The organism is Barnesiella viscericola DSM 18177 (genome assembly GCF_000512915.1).
GTDB lineage: Bacteria > Bacteroidota > Bacteroidia > Bacteroidales > Barnesiellaceae > Barnesiella > Barnesiella viscericola.
Genome location: NZ_CP007034.1, coordinates 345,037 through 361,056, shown reverse-complemented (window position 1 = coordinate 361,056; position 16,020 = coordinate 345,037). Strand labels below are relative to the sequence as shown.

The following is a 16,020-nucleotide window of genomic DNA, read 5'->3' as shown; positions in this document are numbered from 1 at the left end:
ATTTTCATTTGGCCTCGCCTTCGAAAGGGTATACCTTGCTATCTGTGGGGAGCGGCCGAATTGATTTGCTCGATAACTTGTTGCAGCCGAGTGTCGGTGATGGTTTGGGTAAACTCCTCCAACTCTTCCGGCGATAGTGCCCGGTGGAGTTGTTGTATCAGTTTGATAATCCGTCGGGTGTCGAGAAGCTGGCAAGTGAAATCGTCGGAAGGACCAAATAGGAGCCGATAGTTCGCCTCCCGTTGCTGTTGCAGACGCTCTTCACGCATGGCGATTTGTTCTTTTTCGGATTTTTTGTTGAGCTGCTCGATTATCGTTTGAACATTCTCAGGCGGAATATGGCACTCTCCCAAGGCAAATTTCAGAGCCTCTCTTTCGGAGGGCGAAAGGATAATTCCCCGGTTTTCGAGGGCTTCGATAAACTCGCGACTTTCCCAGATAGGGGGAGGTGACAGACTCTCTCGCCTTTCCAGCAATACAAGTAGGTCGGGATAATATGTCGAGGCTGTCGACAACGGATTATCTAACGGGGTAAGTATGGCGAATGGGGTGTATAGATTTCTGTTTTTAATATATTCGTAATCTTCCTCAATACCTTTAATTTGATTATATACAAGTAGATGTGAGATAAATAAGTAGTAATCGTTTAGAATGGAGAGGGCATATGACTTACGGGATAGCTTCCCGTTGAGGCAGTCGTGTTTCAACTGTTGAAGTTTTACTTGAAATTTGTCAATCTCGGATTGTTGATATAGCCTTGGAGAGAGCGAGTTGAAGGCCTTGATCCACGCTTCTGTCTCCGTACTGTTTTTCAGGCGAACTTGCCGCAGCTCCTCATTGATGCGGGCATTTCGTCCCCGATAAATCAGGTGAGTACAGTTTTGTTCTATTTCTCCGATATATCGATAGGGGGCGAACAGTTCGTCGAGTGGAACCTGCATATAGAGTGTGTCGGTCGGTTCGAGGTAAAACGGCAGGTAGCGGTCGTTGAAAATCATTCGTTGCTGTATAGGGTAGCGCAGTGGTATCGCGACGGCAAAAGAGCCATCGGCAGCAAGAGGTACGGCAATCGTGGTGTGTTGTCCGGTGAAGAGATCGGTCAGTTCGATTTTTCCCTCGGGCAGATTCAGCCGTGGTTGATACCCGATGAGCTGACCTTGCAGCCAGGCGGTATCGGGCTGGAATGTGAGTTCCGGCAAGGGTGTGCAGGGTGTTGGTGGAGTGGGTTGGGAGTATGCCTGTGTGCTACCTGGAGTCTGTCGTTTCGTGAGCGAAACCCCGATAATCCGGATTTCGTTAGGGCCTTGATTCCCTGTCAAGTCAAACTCTTCAAGCGACGACGGTAAGGCGGGAAAGTCCATCTCGACCAATTGGGTGCTGTCACTCTCAAACTGGAAGATGCGGTTGAAATCGACGCCGTCAATATCCTTTACCCGCCCTATCGTGTGTCCCAGGCTGTCTTGTATCACCCAGTCGTCGTGCAGGGTGAGGGTGGTGTGGGGAAGTTGTTTCAGGGTGATGTACAGGCGACACAGAGTATCGCGCAATAGAATGCTGTCGACGGTCACTACCGGTGTATTGCGGGCTATCCATGCCGGATTCGTTATTGTCCTTTCGGCATGAAGCAGCGGAGCGGCCAGCGAGAGGAGGAGTAATAAAAAGGCTCTCATCTGAGTATTCGATATAGTGAATAAACAGCTGAGAGCCCTTGTATGTTCAATGGGATTGATTATTATTTACAGCCCTTTTTTCTTGGCTTCGTCCCAGATGGCGTCCATCTCGGCGAGGGTCATATCTTTGAGATTGCGACCCTTTTGCAAGGTTTCGTGTTCGAGGTAGTTGAAGCGGCGGATAAATTTCTGGTTGGTATGCTCCAAGGCATTCTCGGGATTGATGCCGTAGAGTCGGGCGGCATTGATGAGGCTGAAAAAGAGGTCGCCGAACTCACTCTCCATATTCTCGGGATTCATATGGTCGATTTCGGCTTTCAGTTCGTCGAACTCTTCGTGAACCTTGTCCCATACTTGCGATTTCTCTTCCCAGTCGAATCCTACGTTGCGAGCCTTGTCCTGTATGCGGTAGGCTTTGATTAGGGCAGGGAGGGCCGAGGGCACCCCTTCGAGTACCGTTTTGTTGCCCCCTTTCTCTTTCAATTTCAACTGTTCCCAGTTCTGTTCTACCTCTTTTGAGCCATCGACGTGGGTCGTGCCGAATACGTGGGGGTGACGGTAAACCAGTTTGTCGCAAAGGGCATTGCACACGTCGGCGATGTCAAAGGTGCCGTTCTCTTCGCCAATCTTGGCGTAGAATGCAATGTGCAGCAGCACGTCGCCCAGCTCTTTCTTGGTCGCCTCGTTGTCGTGGCGAATAAGGGCATCGCACAGTTCATAGGTCTCTTCTATGGTGTTGGGACGCAGGCTCTCGTTGGTCTGCTTGTGGTCCCAGGGGCATTTCTCGCGCAGAATGTCGAGTATGTCGATCAGTCGACCGAATGCTTCGGTCTTTTCTTCTTTGGTGTGTGACATGATTATTTATTGAATTCTTTAAGTCCTTTATGTAAGAATCGGATAAACCGGGGTATGCTCTCGTTGTATCCGTAAGGTGCAACCAGCGGTTCTCCCTCGCCATTGATGATGACGTAGTAGGGTTGGGCGTTGGCTCCGAATTTATAGCGTTGCAGGAAGCTCCACTTTTCGCCGACGGTAGTCAATTTGATTGACTTGCCGTTTTCTTCTACGGTGATAGGGGTTCTGAGTTTTTCCTTATCATCGACCATCAGGGTAATGAGCACGTATTTTTCTTCGAGCATTTTTTTCACAATGGGGTCGGTCCATACCGTAGCCTCCATTTTGCGGCAGTTCACGCAGCCATATCCCGAGAAATCAATCAGTACAGGTTTGTTATGCTTGCGGGCATAAGCCAATCCTCGGTTATAATCGTGGAAAGCCGCATGCACCTCCTGGTCGTACAGGTTGAAATCCTGGGTGTATAGTGGCGGAGCAAATGCGCTGATGGCTTTCAGGGGAGCACCCCACAGTCCGGGTATCATGTAGACCGAGAATGACAGTGATGCGATGGCCAGGAAGAGGCGGGGTACCGAAACATGTTTCACCGGCGAGTCGTGGGCAAAACTGATTTTGCCCAACAGGTAGAATCCCAACAGCGCGAAGATGATAATCCAGAGTACCAGGAAGGTCTCGCGGTCGAGAATATGCCAGCCATAGGCCAGGTCGGCCACCGAGAGGAATTTGAGCGAAAGGGCCAGTTCGAGGAATCCCAGTACCACTTTGACCATATTGAGCCAGCCTCCCGATTTGGGCAATTGCTTCATCAACGAGGGGAACATGGCAAACAGGGCGAACGGTATGGCCAGGGCGATGGCAAAACCACCCATGCCCACAGCAGGAGCCAACTTGCCACCCCACGAGGCCGCCTCGACCAGGAGAGTGCCGATGATGGGGCCCGTGCAGGAGAAGGATACCAGTACCAGGGTGAAGGCCATGAAGAAGATGGCGAGGATACCGGTAGCCGTGTCGGCCTTACGGTCGAGTTTGTTGCTCCACGAGGCCGGCAGCGTAATCTCGAAAGCCCCGAAGAAGGAGATGGCAAATAACACCAGCAACGCAAAGAATAGTATGTTGAAGATGGCGTTGGTGGCCAGGTCGTTCAAGGCACTGGCCCCGAAGAGCAGGGTGATGAGCAGCCCCACGCCTACGTAGATGACAATGATGGAAAGTCCGTAGAGAATAGCTTCGCCAATAGCCTTGCGGCGGCTTTGTTGCTTTTTGAGGAAGAAGCTCACCGTGAGCGGAATCATGGGCCATACACAGGGAGTGAGCAAGGCCAGCAGACCGCCTACGAAGCCCGACAGGAAGATAAACCACAGGGAATTGGAGTGGGTTATTCCATCTCCGTCCATAGCTCGGATTTCGTCTACAACCGGTTGCCAACCCTCCTGTTCGGTAAGCGAGGTGGTAGGCTTGCGGTTGAATTTAATCGGCGTCAAGTCGGGCGTTTTAGCCTCTTCGGCCTTCTTCTCCCCAAATGAAAATTCATATTTGGTCGGGGGGAGACAAGTCACGTCGTTACAAGCCTGATAGGTAATGTATCCGGTGATTTTGAAATCGTCGGGATTTTCGAGCGAAAGAGCTTGCTTGAAATCGATCTTGTCATTATACCAACCCAACTTCATGTCGAACAGCGAACTGTACTCTTCGTGAGGACGTTGGGTGGCAGTTACTTCGCCTTTCAACGACACGTTCGACAATTCATCAAACGAGAACGACGTGGGAATAGGTCCTCCCGAAGGTATGTCGGTTGCATACAGGTGCCACCCCTTTTCGATGAGGGCGTGAAAAACGATTTCTCTCTCTTGCCCTTCGCCTTGCAGGGAGACTTTCCATTTGACAGGTTCCAAAATCTGTGCAGGAAGCCCGATGCAGAGGAGCAGGCCAAGAATCGATAAAAGGAATCTTTTTTGCATAACAATTCTTAATTTATAATGAGGACAAAGATAATGTATATCTCTCAAACGAAAAACCGATTGGCCGATATGATTTGGGTAATAATAGATAAAATATGTAGATGAACAAAAATAGTGTTCGCTATATGGATAATAATTTTTACCTTTGTCCTTGATTGTGAAGACAGCTCAGTCCGTGAAATTTAAGCTCCGGAAGGGGGGATACGCATGTTTTTACGTTATCTTTGTACAGCAAACGAAAATAGAAACCTGAAATAACGATAGATGATCAACAAGATAATTGCGGAAGAGAAGATACAGCAAGTCCGTAAACTCCTGGAAAAGAAAGAAAAGATAGTGATTACCTGCCATGTTTCTCCCGATGGCGATGCCGTGGGCTCGTCGTTGGGGCTGTACCATTTTCTCGATGGACTGGGCAAGGAGGTCAACGTAGTGGTGCCCGATTTGCTGCCCAAGAATCTGCTCTTCCTCAAAGGGACGAAAGAGATAGTCGTCTATACCCGCTATCCCGAGTTTGCCGAGAAATTGATTTCGGAGGCCGAGCTCATCTTCTGTCTCGACTTCAACGCCCTCAGCCGCATTGACCGGTTGCAAAAGGCTGTCTCTCTCTCCGAGGCGAAGAAGGTGCTCATCGACCATCATCTCAATCCCGAAGAGTTTTGCGACATCATCATCTCGCACCCCGAGGTGGCCTCGACCAGCGAACTGATATTCCGCTTGATTTGCCGCATGGGCATGTTCGACCGCATGCCGCTCTATTCGGCCGAAGCCATCTACACGGGCATGATGACCGATACCGGCAACTTTACCTACAACTCGAATACTCCCGAGATTTACTATATCATTGCCGAACTGGTGAAACTGGGTATCAACAAGGACCGCATCTATGCGATGGTCTACAATACCAACTCGGTTGACAAGGTGCGCCTGAACGGGTATGCCGTGAGTGAAAAGATGGAGATTTTCCCCGAGCATAAGGCTGCCCTTATCTCACTCACCCGTGAGGAGTTGAAACGGTATGACTATCACAAAGGCGATAGCGAAGGGCTGGTGAATGTGCCGCTGGGTATCGAGGGGATACGCTTCTCGACCTTCTTGCGGGAAGACAAAGAGTACATCAAAGTGTCGATGCGCTCCAAAGGCTCTTTCCCGGTCAACAAGGTGGCAGCCGAGCACTTCAACGGAGGGGGTCACCTGAATGCTGCCGGCGGTGAATTTCACGGTACGATGGAGGAGGCGCAGAAACTGTTGCGCAGCATATTGCCGCTTTATGACAAATATATGGTAAAAGATAAGGATTAACAGATTGATCAATATGAATAAGTTAGCACGAATTTTTTTGTTTTTAACGGCAGCCCTGTTTTTACTGTCGTCGTGTAACGACGGTAAGTCCTATGCCGATTTGTTGAAGGAGGAAGATAGAGCCGTGAAAGCATTTCTGGCCAACAAGATAGTTATCAATGAGATTCCGGCCGATTCGGTGTTTATCACGCTGCAAGATGTCCCCGACAACGATACGTTGGCCGTACCCTATTACAAGCTCGACAGCGACGGCAATGTCTACATGCAGGTACTCGAAGCCGGTGATTTGAACGATTGCTTTGAAAAGGGCGACGATGTCAATCTGCGCTTCCTGCGGTATGATTTGAAGGCTTTGGTCAACGGCGAGAACCCTACCCCCATGGGGAATGCCAACAGCCCTATTGATTATGTTACGATTCGCTTTGGTGAGACTACTTTGTCGTCGACCACCCAGTACGGTACGGGAATACAGTATCCCATGTATTTCTTGGGTAACGAGTGTCATGTAAATCTGCTCATACGGGCGAAAGCCGGGTTTACGTCCGAGACCTCGACCGTAATGCCCTATTTGTACAACATCAGATATTTCAAGACTAAATAACCTGTTTTCTATTAAAAACATATCACATGTCTCTCATTAAATCTATTTCAGGCATTCGAGGTACTATCGGTGGAAAGGTGGGTGAGGGCCTCAATCCGCTCGATATTGTCAAGTTTACGGCAGCGTATGCTACCTTTATTCGTAAAAATTCGCCGGTCAAGACCAACAAGATTGTGGTGGGACGCGATGCCCGCATCTCTGGCGAAATGGTGAAACATACCGTAATCGGAACCCTCATGGGTATGGGATTCGATGTGGTGAATATAGGATTGGCTACAACCCCGACCACCGAAATTGCCGTGACCCAGGAGCATGCTTGTGGCGGAATCATATTGACTGCCAGTCACAATCCCAAGCAATGGAATGCCTTGAAACTGTTGAATGAGAAAGGCGAATTTCTGAATGCTGCCGAAGGACAGGAGGTTCTGCGCATTGCCGAAGCAGAAGCCTTCGAGTTTGCCGAGGTCGATGCATTGGGCCATCTGTATGAAAACAATACTTATGCCCAGAAACACATCGAGAGCGTGTTGGCTTTGGATTTGGTCGATGTCGAGGCTATTCGGGCGGCTCACTTTACAGTAGCCGTCGACTGTGTCAACTCGGTGGGAGGTATCGTTATCCCCGACTTGTTGAAGGCGTTGGGAGTAGAGAATATTATCAAACTCAACTGTACTCCCGACGGAAATTTTCCGCACAATCCCGAGCCGCTGCCCGAGAATCTTACCCAGATTGCCGGTGTGATGAAAGAGGGGCGTGCCGATGTGGGGTTTGTGGTTGATCCCGATGTAGACCGACTCGCTATCGTCTGTGAAAACGGCGATATGTTTGTCGAGGAATATACGTTGGTGGCCGTGGCCGATTATGTGTTGAAACACACGCCGGGGAATACGGTTTCCAACCTCAGTTCGTCGAGAGCGCTTCGCGACGTGACTCGCTCATATGGGCAGCAGTATCATGCCGCAGCCGTGGGCGAGGTGAATGTGGTGTCGATGATGAAGCAGACGCACGCCGTCATCGGTGGCGAAGGCAACGGTGGGGTCATCTATCCGGCCAGCCATTACGGTCGTGATGCCTTGGTGGGTATTGCCCTGTTCCTCTCGCATCTGGCCAAGGAGAAGAAGACGGTGAGCCAGTTGAAGGCAACCTATCCGGCATACAGCATTGCCAAACAGAAGATTCAGTTGACTCCCGATATTGATGTTGATGCCTTGCTGGCTGCCGTTAAGGAAAAATATGCCCAATACGATATTATCGACATCGACGGTGTGAAAATCGATTTCCCCGACAGTTGGGTACACCTGCGCAAGTCGAATACCGAGCCTATCATACGGGTCTACTCCGAGGCTCGTACTCCCGAACTGGCCGAGGAGGCTGCGGCCGGTGTGATGGCCGTGATTGCCGCAATGACCAAGAAATAAACGACAGAGATTGCTACGTCTCTACATAACAAAGGGCACCTCATTCGGAGGTGCCCTTTGTTATATGCCTTGGAGAGGCAACACGGTTACTTGCGATAGTAGAGATAGGTGTAGAGGCCGCCTACAAACAGGGCTCCACCCACGATGTTGCCCAATGTGGCCGGTATGAGGTTGTCGACCAGGAAGTCGGCCCAGCCTACTGCGGCACCCTGCAACATGCCCAGTGGGATAAAGAACATGTTGGCAATGCTGTGTTCGTAGCCGATGGCCACGAAGCACATCACCGGGAACCACAGCCCCATCATCTTACCGGCGGTGGAGTGGGCGCTGAATCCCAGCCAGACGGCCAGGCACACCAGCCAGTTGGCCCCGATACCCTTGACAAACACCACCCACCAGGGCATGCTCACTTTGGCCTGGGCTATCTGCACGATGGCACTCTTCCACGGGTCGGCATCGACGATGCCCGCTCCCCAAATCATCACATAGACAAAGAATATCGCACCGATGAAGTTGCCGATGTAGACCAGTATCCAGTTTTTCAGCACGGGTGCCCAACCGTATTTTCGATGCATTAATCCCGGAATCAGCACTGCATTGTTGCCGGTGAAGAGTTCGGCCCCGGCCAGTACGACCAAGATAAGTCCCAAGGGGAACATGCAGCCCGACAGCAGGCGTTGCAGTCCGGGATTGTGGGCGGTCCATTCGGGGAATCCGTAGCCGATGAGTAGCGAAAGCAGTCCGCCCATGGCAATATAGATACCGGCCAGCATGGCGGCGACGAGGGTACGAGGGGTAGACAATGCGATTTTGCCGAGAGCCGCCCGTTCGGCTTGGGCGACGATTTCAAGGGGTGTGGAGAATGACATAAGCAATAGCTTTGAAAATTTTATGAGTGATTTACCGTGTAATAAAAAAGCTGCATCGCGGGGTGCAGCTTCGTGTGTGTAGTCGGATTAGAGGGGCACAACACCGATACCGGGACGGTCGGGAAGCGAAATCTTCCCGTCGACGATTTTCATGCCGTCGAACAGGTCGTTGGCTATGAGCAGGTTGCCGTCGAGATCGGCCCAGTCGACCAGAGGCGACAGCTGCGCGGCGGCCGAGACGGCACACGAGGTCTCGGTCATGCAGCCCACCATAACTTTCATGTCGAGGTCTCGGGCCAGTATCGCCATCTGGTAGGCTTCGTGCATACCCGTGCTCTTCATCAGCTTGATATTGATACCGTCGTAGAGACCGTAGGCTCGACGCACATCGGGCAGGCGTTGCAGAAACTCGTCGGCAATCAGGGGCAGCGAGGCACGCTCGTGCAGCCAGGCCTGTTCGTCGACCATCTCCTTGGGCATGGGTTGCTCTACAAAGAGACAGTTCTGCTCTTTGAGCCATTCGATCATTTCGAGGGCATACTCTTTTGAGCTCCACCCCTGGTTGGCATCGACACAGATGGGGCGATCGGTTTCGGAGCGAATGATGCGCACCAGCTCCTTGTCGTTGTCGAGTCCCATCTTGATCTTCAAGATGCGGTAGGGAGCAGCCTCTTTCAGTTTCTGTCGCACTACCTCCTCGGTATCGATACCGATGGTAAACGAGGTAGCCGGTGCCTTCTCGGGAGAGAGTCCCCAGATGCGGTACCAGGGTTGCCCCATGATTTTCCCCAGCAGGTCGTGCAGGGCAATGTCGACCGAGGCTTTGGCCGCCCGATTGTCGGGGGCTACCGAGTCGATGTAGTCGAGAATCTCTTCCAGCCGGAAGGGGTCGGTAAACTGGGAGAGGTCGAGTTGCCCGAGAAACCGGCAGACCGATTCTTGCGTTTCGCCCAGATAGGGTGGCATCGAGGCCTCGCCATAGCCGATGTAGTCGCCGTAGCGCAGTTGCACCTGCACGTCGGGGGTGTGGGTGCGTGAGTTTTTGGCCAGATTGAAGGCGTGTTTCAGTTTCAAGTCGTAGGGCTTGAACGAAAGTTTCAGCCGGTCGCTTCCGGCTGTTCGGGGAGCAGGGGTACTGCACCCGGTAAAGAGGGAGGGAGCCAGGCTCAATCCCAGGGTGCCCAGGGCACTTGTGCGTATGAAATCTCGTCGGTCCATGGTGAGTCTATTTTTGATTGAAATACCAGGGGTGAGCCTTTACGGCTGTGATACCAGGTGTTCCTATTTGGGTTTTGATGCGGCTGATGCTCAGGAAATCGTCGGGCCGGTAGTCGGGAGCCGAAGGGTTGAGGCTGTTGACCTTTACCTGTCCCGAACAGTGTATGTAGCGGCCGTTGTCGAGGTAGAGGCCCACGTGGTCCACTCTGCCCCGGGCATTGCCGAAGAAGAGCAGATCGCCCGTCTGGCAGGTTGCCCAGCGGTCGGCGGGAATGATTTCGCCCGTGAGCGCTTGTTGCGAGGCGTCGCGAGCCAGTATGACTCCGCCGCAGAAATAGGCGGTCTTCACAAAGCCCGAACAGTCGGCACCCTTGACCGATGTCCCGCCCCACAGATAGGTCGAGCCCATCATCGTGCGGGCTGTTTGCAGCACGGCGTCCAGGTCGAACGGCCGGGAGGCCCATTGGTCCAAATCGCAACACTCGTCGCTCTTCAAGAAGCCTTTCCGGCCATCGGGGAAAATCACGGGAACGAATCCCTTGTGGGTTTTCCCGTCGGCCTGCAAGATGGCACCGGCCACGATGTCCGACACGATACCGGCCTGTCGGTGGGGGGCATCGTAGACAAATCCCTGAAAACCGGTATAGATATACCGGGTAGTTTCTCGCCAGCTGTTCCACCCGGCTTCGTCTTGCAGGGTAATCGAGTTGGCCGGAATCCAACAGATGTAGTGGTCGGGCGTCTGTACCCGATACCACTCGCCCTGCTGTTGCAAAACCCGCAGGGGCGTACCCAAAATGGCTTGTGTGGCCATCTCGGACGAGTGGCGGGAGTCGCTGCGCAGACTGGCACAACAGACCGTGACCAAGGCTCGGGTGCGGTTGCCCAATGCCGGGTCGGGCAGCAGCTTTATCCGGTTGACACAAGCGATGCCGGCTGCGTCGAGTTGTTGCAGCAGAGCCTCGACGGCCCGGGGATTATCGCAACACCCTTTCAGGATATAGCTCGAATCGTTTGACAATTCGACCGAGAGGTCGAATAGGGCAGTCCGGGAGTCGGGGGCATATTGCCGGCGAGTCTGTTCGATAGCCGTTTGTACGATAGATGTTTGAGCCATAGCGGTAAGGGTCGCACACAGGAGCAAAAAGCTGCCTGTAATTTTGATAATCGATTTGAGCATAAGTTGTGGACGAATAGAATCGGTAGACAAAAATAGGTATGAAACTTAACATTTCCTATCTTTCTGCCCGACAAAAATAGTCGTCTTCCAACTTTTTGTTGCCGTTATCGCGCCAGCTCGATTTGCGGTAATACCCAGAAGTGAGCCTCGGGGTGTTGTTTTTCGAGGTAGTTTCTCAAATAGGCTTCGGTGTCGGCATCGATAAATTTGTCGCTTTTGGGATAGGTGTTGTAGACCAGCCCATAGAGTTGTATACCTCTCCTTTCCAGGGCTTCGATGGAGAGCAACGTGTGGTTGATGCTGCCCAGCCGTCCCGAGGTAACCAGAATCACGGGCAACTCATGGTCGGCCACGTAGTCGATGGTGAGGTAGTCACGGGTGATGGGCACCATCAGTCCGCCGGCTCCTTCAAGCAGTACCACGTCGTAGCGGTCGCGCAGTATACGGGTCGACTCGGCAATCTTGTCGATGGGAATCGTCTGGTGGTCTATCTCGGCGGCCAGGTGAGGCGAGGCCGGGTAGGAGTAGACGATGGGGAAGGTGATGTGCTCGCGATCCTCTTCGGTAAAGGGGATTCCCATAATTTCGCGATGCAGGTCGATATCCTCGGAGTGACCCACATTGCCGGTCTGAACCATCTTTTGGGTGATGGTCTTGATGCCCTGGCGGTTCCATTCGCGAGCCAGCCAGCCGGTCGCATAGCTTTTACCGATGTTGGTGTCGATGCCGGTAATGAAAAAAGTTCCTTTCATAGTGGTTTCTTTTTGTGTGCAATGATGTAAACGGGGCAGTAGGTGAGGGTAATTTCTTGCGTCTCGCCGAATGTCTCGCGGTATCGTTTGATAAAGTTCAGTCCCTGGCACCGGTTGCCCGATGTCCCGGTCACGCCGGTGTTGCGCAGGTGACGCAGCAAATCGACCGGTGAGTCGAAGTGCAGGGTATACTCTTCATGCTCGAAGGTGTCGAGTTGGAAATAGCGCTCGAAGAGCTGTCGCAACGAGTCGCTTTCCCAATAGGGCATTTCGGCTGTTGCGAGGGTGCGGATTTCGGGCAGGTTCCCGGCGACAAACGAACTGACGGCTATCGTTCCCCCGTCGGTAAGATGGCTTGATATTCGTTGCAGGAATCCTTCCAGATCGGTGAACCATTGAATGGTCGAGGCCGATGCAATCAAGTCGTATTGTCCCTCGAAGTCGAGCTTCTCGGCATCGCCCGCCATGAAGTTGAGGTGGTTGAAGGGGAGTTGCTCGATGCGGCTTTGCATTTCGGGCGAAAGGTCGTTCACGGTAAACCGGGCCTGAGGGAAGCGATTGAGCAGCAGTCGGGTCAGTTTCCCGGTGCCGCACCCGATTTCCAGTATATTGCGGTACGCTTCGCCTGAGCGTGCGGGTATCATTTCGTTCAGCCGACGGGCAATCCGGTCTTGAACCAGACCCTCCTGTTCGTAGGTCGAGGCGGCCTGTTCAAAGCGAGTTCGGATAATTGCCTTGTCGAATCTTCGTCCCAGAACGATGGGGCGGAAGGGCAGGTAGTGGGCCGCTTCGAGAGTGGTGACGGGGGTATTTCCTTCCCAAGCTCTCAGTTGGTTCTCGGGCGGAAAGATACGGTCTTGCAGACCGACGACGGCCTGGTCCCAGGAAAAGCCGGGTACCGGGTGTCGGGCAATGGCATCGCCTATGGCGGCCAGCTCGGTGCGCAGACTCTCGATGCCGCGCTCGGGAGCCGTTTCGAGGAAGCGGGTCAGGGTATGACGGTCGTTGCACATGCGGCGATAGAACTTGTGCAGGGTCGTCGGGTCGAGGTGGTCGAGTGTGGCTTGGAATATGGCCGGGTCGATGCCCCCTTGCGGGTCGATGCCCCAGGGTGTGCCGTTGATGGCCGTGGTGTGTCGCAGGGGTAACCCGGCTCCGGGGAGTGTGACCGAGGCGGCCCATACCCCGAACGACCAGGCATAGACATCGATGTTTTTATAGGCTCGCAGAGGAGTCGGGTCGAAGTCGAGCGAGGTGTAGTCGTAGCAGATACAACAGTCGCAGCCAATGTGGTCGAGCTCGGCAAAGGGACGGTAATCCATTCCCCAACCGGCAAAGAAGAGGAGCAGGTCGTCGGTGCCCCGCTGTGAGATGAATGTCTGTATCATAGGCTCGATTGAATGTGTTGCAAGGTGGTGATGAGTCGGTCGATGTCAGAGTCGCTGCACTCGGCATTCAACGAGATTCTCAGTCGAGATGTACCCCGCGGTACTGTGGGCGGACGGACGGGCAGGAGGTAAAAGCCCTCGTGTTGCAGCCTCAGGGCAACCTCGACGGCGCGCTCCGATTCGCCCAGCACATAGGGTATGATGTGGCTGCTGCTCACGATACCGCCGTTGAGCGGGTTGAGGGCTTCGCGCACCCGACGGCCAATCTGTGCCAGGTGCTCCCGGCGCTTTTGCATGTTGCATATCTTGTTGACAATGAAGAGTGTCCATTCCAGGTTGACGGGGGGCAGGGCCGTGGTGAAAATCAAGGGGCGCATGGTGTTGACCAAGTACTGTTTCATCGTTTCGGAGCAGATGACAAATGCCCCCATCGAAGCGGCAGCCTTGCCAAAGGTTCCTACCAGAAAGTCGATGTCGCCGACGACTCCTTGCTCCTCGGCACACCCCAGCCCGAGTTCGCCTCTCACACCGAAGGCATGTGCCTCGTCGAGGTAGAGGTAGACTTGGGGATATTGTCGTTTCAAGGTGACCAGTCGGGGCAAATCGCTTTCGTCTCCGTCCATGCTGAAAATGCTCTCGGTGACGATGAATATGCGTTCATACTGGTCTGCGTTCTCGGCTACCAGCCGTTCCAGCTGCTCGTAGTTGTTGTGCCGATAGCGTATGCACCGGGCTTTGGAGAGCCCGATGCCGTCGACTATACTCGCATGGACCAGTTTGTCGGCCAGTATCAGCGAGCGGTTGTTGGTCACAGCCGGCAGGATTCCGCTGTTGGCATGGTAGCCGCTGTTGAAGACGAGGGCGCTTTCGGCTCCGTAGAGCTGGGCCAGCCGCTTTTCGAGTCGGGTATAGGCAGGATAGTTACCGGTGAGCAGACGCGACGAGGTGGAGGAGAAGCGGCAGGTCTGCGGATTGAGTGTTTGCAGAAACTCGCTCTTCAACGCCACGTTGTCGGCCAGTCCCAGATAGTCGTTCGACGAGAGATTCAGCATGGAGACTCCGTCGCGTACCAGATACAACCCTTGGGGTTCCATCTCGGGCAACCTGCGCAGATTCCCGTTGTGGGCGAGGGTTTCGAGTTGTGAAGCGTAACGGTCCATGTCTATTCCAGATTTTTAACCACGTCGACCAGAGCCGAAGTGAGTGTGGTGAGTTGTTCGCTGGTGATGATGAACGGCGGCATGATGTAGACCAGCTTCCCGAAGGGGCGTACCCATACCCCGTGTTCGACAAATTGCCGTTGAATAGAGGCCATGTCGACCGGCTTTTTCGTTTCTACCACTCCGATGGCTCCCAGCACCCGCACGTCGGCAACCTGGGGCAGCGAAGCGGCCGGGGCCAATTCGCGTTTCAGCTGAGCTTCGATGGCAGCCACTTTTTCCTGCCAGCCCGACGAGAGCAGCAGCGAGACCGAAGCGTGGGCGATGGCACAGGCCAGCGGGTTGCCCATGAAGGTGGGGCCGTGCATGAAGACTCCGGGATTCCCGCGCGAGATGGTATCGGCCACCTCGTGGGTGGTGAGGGTAGCTGCCAGGGTCAGGTATCCGCCGGTGAGCGCTTTGCCTATGCACATGATGTCGGGCGTGACACCGGCATGTTCCCAGGCAAAGAGTTTGCCGGTGCGGCCGAATCCCGTAGCTATTTCGTCGAAGATGAGCAGCAGGTTGTATTGGTCGCACAGTGCACGGGCTTCGCGCAGGAACTGCGGGTGGTAGAACCACATGCCGCCCGCACCCTGTACGATGGGTTCGAGAATGAGTGCGGCCAGTTCGTCGTGATGTGCTGCGATGGTGGCTTTGAGCGGTTCGATGCAGGCGGGGTCCCATGCGTCGTCGAAACGGCAGGAGGGCGAGGGGACGAAATAGCGCACCGGCAGGGCACTGCCGAAGATGGAGTGCATGCCCGTCACCGGGTCGCATACCGACATGGCGTTCCACGTATCGCCGTGGTAGCCCGACCGTATGGTGATGAAGTTGCACTTTTTCGATTCTCCACGCGAGTACCAGTATTGGACTGCCATCTTCAAGGCAACTTCGACCGATACCGAGCCCGAGTCGCAATAGAAGATGTGTTGCATGGTCGGGGGGACAATCTGTAAAAGCAGTTTGCCCAAGTCGATGGACGGACGGTGGGTAAGTCCGCCGAACATCACGTGCGACATGGATTTGAGTTGCTCTTCGGCAGCCCGGTTCAATACCGGGTGGTTGTATCCGTGAACGGCTGCCCACCACGACGACATGCCGTCGATGAGCCGTTCGCCGCTTTCGAGTTCGATATATACCCCTTCGGCCCGTTTCACCGGGTAGCAAGGCAGGGGATTGATGGTTGAGGTATAGGGGTGCCACAGATGTTCGGCATCGAAATTATCGGTCATAAGCATACAATTTTAAGGTTGGAAATTGGGTATAAAAAAACCGATACAGACGGTTGGTCGGCCATTGTACCGGAATGGAATTTACTGTATGATGGATATGTGTACTGTTGTAGTACGGGGCACAAGGTGCGGCCGCCTCAGACGCAACAGTCCAAGTCGTTACCCAAGAAGTGGGTACGAGAAGCGATTCGGGTGAAGAGTCGTCGGGTATGGCTTCGTCTTCTCCCCTTTCTTTCGATGGGTTGTACCCGTGTGGGGCGAGTAGCAGAAGCCCCTTTCGCAAAGACTGGTCGGCAATCTCCTTGCGCACACACCCGATGTTAATGCATCGGCCTATGCTGCAAAAGGTCGAATAGCTGTGACGGTTCCAGCGAC

At 53.7% G+C, this 16,020-nt stretch carries 13 protein-coding genes; 3 read left to right on the top strand and 10 right to left on the bottom strand.

Annotated elements, in window-relative coordinates; translation table 11 throughout:
- Nucleotides 1-38: 38 nt before the first annotated feature.
- The 3 genes from BARVI_RS01500 to BARVI_RS01490 all read right to left on the bottom strand — a co-directional run bounded on the left by BARVI_RS01500 (nt 39) and on the right by BARVI_RS01490 (nt 4,483).
- On the bottom strand, nt 39-1,670 hold the full coding sequence (locus BARVI_RS01500; RefSeq protein WP_025277525.1) for a hypothetical protein: 1,632 nt from the start codon (nt 1,668-1,670) through the stop codon (nt 39-41).
- Nucleotides 1,671-1,736: 66 nt separating this feature from the next.
- Entirely contained in the window at nt 1,737-2,525 is a 789-nt protein-coding gene (mazG, locus tag BARVI_RS01495; protein WP_025277524.1) for a nucleoside triphosphate pyrophosphohydrolase, read from the bottom strand.
- Nucleotides 2,526-2,527: 2 nt separating this feature from the next.
- Entirely contained in the window at nt 2,528-4,483 is a 1,956-nt protein-coding gene (locus tag BARVI_RS01490; RefSeq protein WP_025277523.1) for a protein-disulfide reductase DsbD family protein, read from the bottom strand.
- Between the two features lie 264 nt (nt 4,484-4,747).
- Between BARVI_RS01490 and BARVI_RS01485 the strand changes: the two genes are divergently transcribed.
- From BARVI_RS01485 to glmM, 3 genes are read left to right on the top strand one after another with little or no spacing between them, the layout of a single operon-like run.
- Entirely contained in the window at nt 4,748-5,785 is a 1,038-nt protein-coding gene (locus tag BARVI_RS01485; protein ID WP_025277522.1) for a DHH family phosphoesterase, read from the top strand.
- A gap of 13 nt (nt 5,786-5,798) precedes the next feature.
- The gene (locus BARVI_RS01480) at nt 5,799-6,386 is read left to right on the top strand and encodes a DUF4827 family protein (protein WP_157232453.1); all 588 of its coding nucleotides are present in this window, start codon (nt 5,799-5,801) and stop codon (nt 6,384-6,386) included.
- Nucleotides 6,387-6,412: 26 nt separating this feature from the next.
- Nucleotides 6,413-7,804: a phosphoglucosamine mutase gene (glmM, locus tag BARVI_RS01475; RefSeq protein ID WP_025277520.1), complete on the top strand. Its 1,392-nt coding sequence runs from the start codon at nt 6,413-6,415 to the stop codon at nt 7,802-7,804.
- An 86-nt stretch (nt 7,805-7,890) separates the two neighbouring features.
- Here the strand turns inward: glmM and BARVI_RS01470 are convergent, their stop codons facing one another.
- The 7 genes from BARVI_RS01470 to bioA all read right to left on the bottom strand — a co-directional run bounded on the left by BARVI_RS01470 (nt 7,891) and on the right by bioA (nt 15,645).
- The gene (locus BARVI_RS01470; protein WP_025277519.1) at nt 7,891-8,673 is read right to left on the bottom strand and encodes a formate/nitrite transporter family protein; all 783 of its coding nucleotides are present in this window, start codon (nt 8,671-8,673) and stop codon (nt 7,891-7,893) included.
- Between the two features lie 87 nt (nt 8,674-8,760).
- Nucleotides 8,761-9,891 (bottom strand): dipeptide epimerase, encoded by a 1,131-nt coding sequence (locus BARVI_RS01465; RefSeq protein WP_025277518.1) that lies wholly within the window; start codon nt 9,889-9,891, stop codon nt 8,761-8,763.
- Nucleotides 9,892-9,898: 7 nt separating this feature from the next.
- On the bottom strand, nt 9,899-11,008 hold the full coding sequence (locus BARVI_RS01460) for a C40 family peptidase (protein WP_232213989.1): 1,110 nt from the start codon (nt 11,006-11,008) through the stop codon (nt 9,899-9,901).
- Nucleotides 11,009-11,175: 167 nt separating this feature from the next.
- On the bottom strand, nt 11,176-11,823 hold the full coding sequence (gene bioD / locus BARVI_RS01455; RefSeq protein WP_025277516.1) for a dethiobiotin synthase: 648 nt from the start codon (nt 11,821-11,823) through the stop codon (nt 11,176-11,178).
- Entirely contained in the window at nt 11,820-13,211 is a 1,392-nt protein-coding gene (bioC, locus tag BARVI_RS13465; protein WP_025277515.1) for a malonyl-ACP O-methyltransferase BioC, read from the bottom strand. Before bioC ends, bioD begins: the two co-directional genes overlap by 4 nt.
- A complete protein-coding gene (locus tag BARVI_RS01445) occupies nt 13,208-14,371 on the bottom strand; it encodes an 8-amino-7-oxononanoate synthase (RefSeq protein WP_025277514.1) in 1,164 nt (387 codons plus the stop codon). The genes bioC and BARVI_RS01445 overlap by 4 nt, the downstream gene beginning before the upstream one ends.
- Nucleotides 14,372-14,373: 2 nt before the next feature.
- A complete protein-coding gene (bioA, locus tag BARVI_RS01440) occupies nt 14,374-15,645 on the bottom strand; it encodes an adenosylmethionine--8-amino-7-oxononanoate transaminase (protein WP_025277513.1) in 1,272 nt (423 codons plus the stop codon).
- Between the last annotated feature and the right edge of the window lie 375 nt (nt 15,646-16,020).

Coding starts and splice junctions, on each gene's coding strand:
- mazG (WP_025277524.1), bottom strand. CDS start 2,525: ATGTCACACACCAAAGAAGAAAAGACCGAAGCATTCGGTCGACTGATC.
- bioC (WP_025277515.1), bottom strand. CDS start 13,211: ATGATACAGACATTCATCTCACAGCGGGGCACCGACGACCTGCTCCTC.
- bioA (WP_025277513.1), bottom strand. CDS start 15,645: ATGACCGATAATTTCGATGCCGAACATCTGTGGCACCCCTATACCTCA.
- BARVI_RS01500 (WP_025277525.1), bottom strand. CDS start 1,670: ATGAGAGCCTTTTTATTACTCCTCCTCTCGCTGGCCGCTCCGCTGCTT.
- BARVI_RS01445 (WP_025277514.1), bottom strand. CDS start 14,371: ATGGACCGTTACGCTTCACAACTCGAAACCCTCGCCCACAACGGGAAT.
- BARVI_RS01485 (WP_025277522.1), top strand. CDS start 4,748: ATGATCAACAAGATAATTGCGGAAGAGAAGATACAGCAAGTCCGTAAA.
- BARVI_RS01460 (WP_232213989.1), bottom strand. CDS start 11,008: ATGGCTCAAACATCTATCGTACAAACGGCTATCGAACAGACTCGCCGG.
- BARVI_RS01490 (WP_025277523.1), bottom strand. CDS start 4,483: ATGCAAAAAAGATTCCTTTTATCGATTCTTGGCCTGCTCCTCTGCATC.
- BARVI_RS01465 (WP_025277518.1), bottom strand. CDS start 9,891: ATGGACCGACGAGATTTCATACGCACAAGTGCCCTGGGCACCCTGGGA.
- BARVI_RS01470 (WP_025277519.1), bottom strand. CDS start 8,673: ATGTCATTCTCCACACCCCTTGAAATCGTCGCCCAAGCCGAACGGGCG.
- BARVI_RS01480 (WP_157232453.1), top strand. CDS start 5,799: ATGAATAAGTTAGCACGAATTTTTTTGTTTTTAACGGCAGCCCTGTTT.
- glmM (WP_025277520.1), top strand. CDS start 6,413: ATGTCTCTCATTAAATCTATTTCAGGCATTCGAGGTACTATCGGTGGA.
- bioD (WP_025277516.1), bottom strand. CDS start 11,823: ATGAAAGGAACTTTTTTCATTACCGGCATCGACACCAACATCGGTAAA.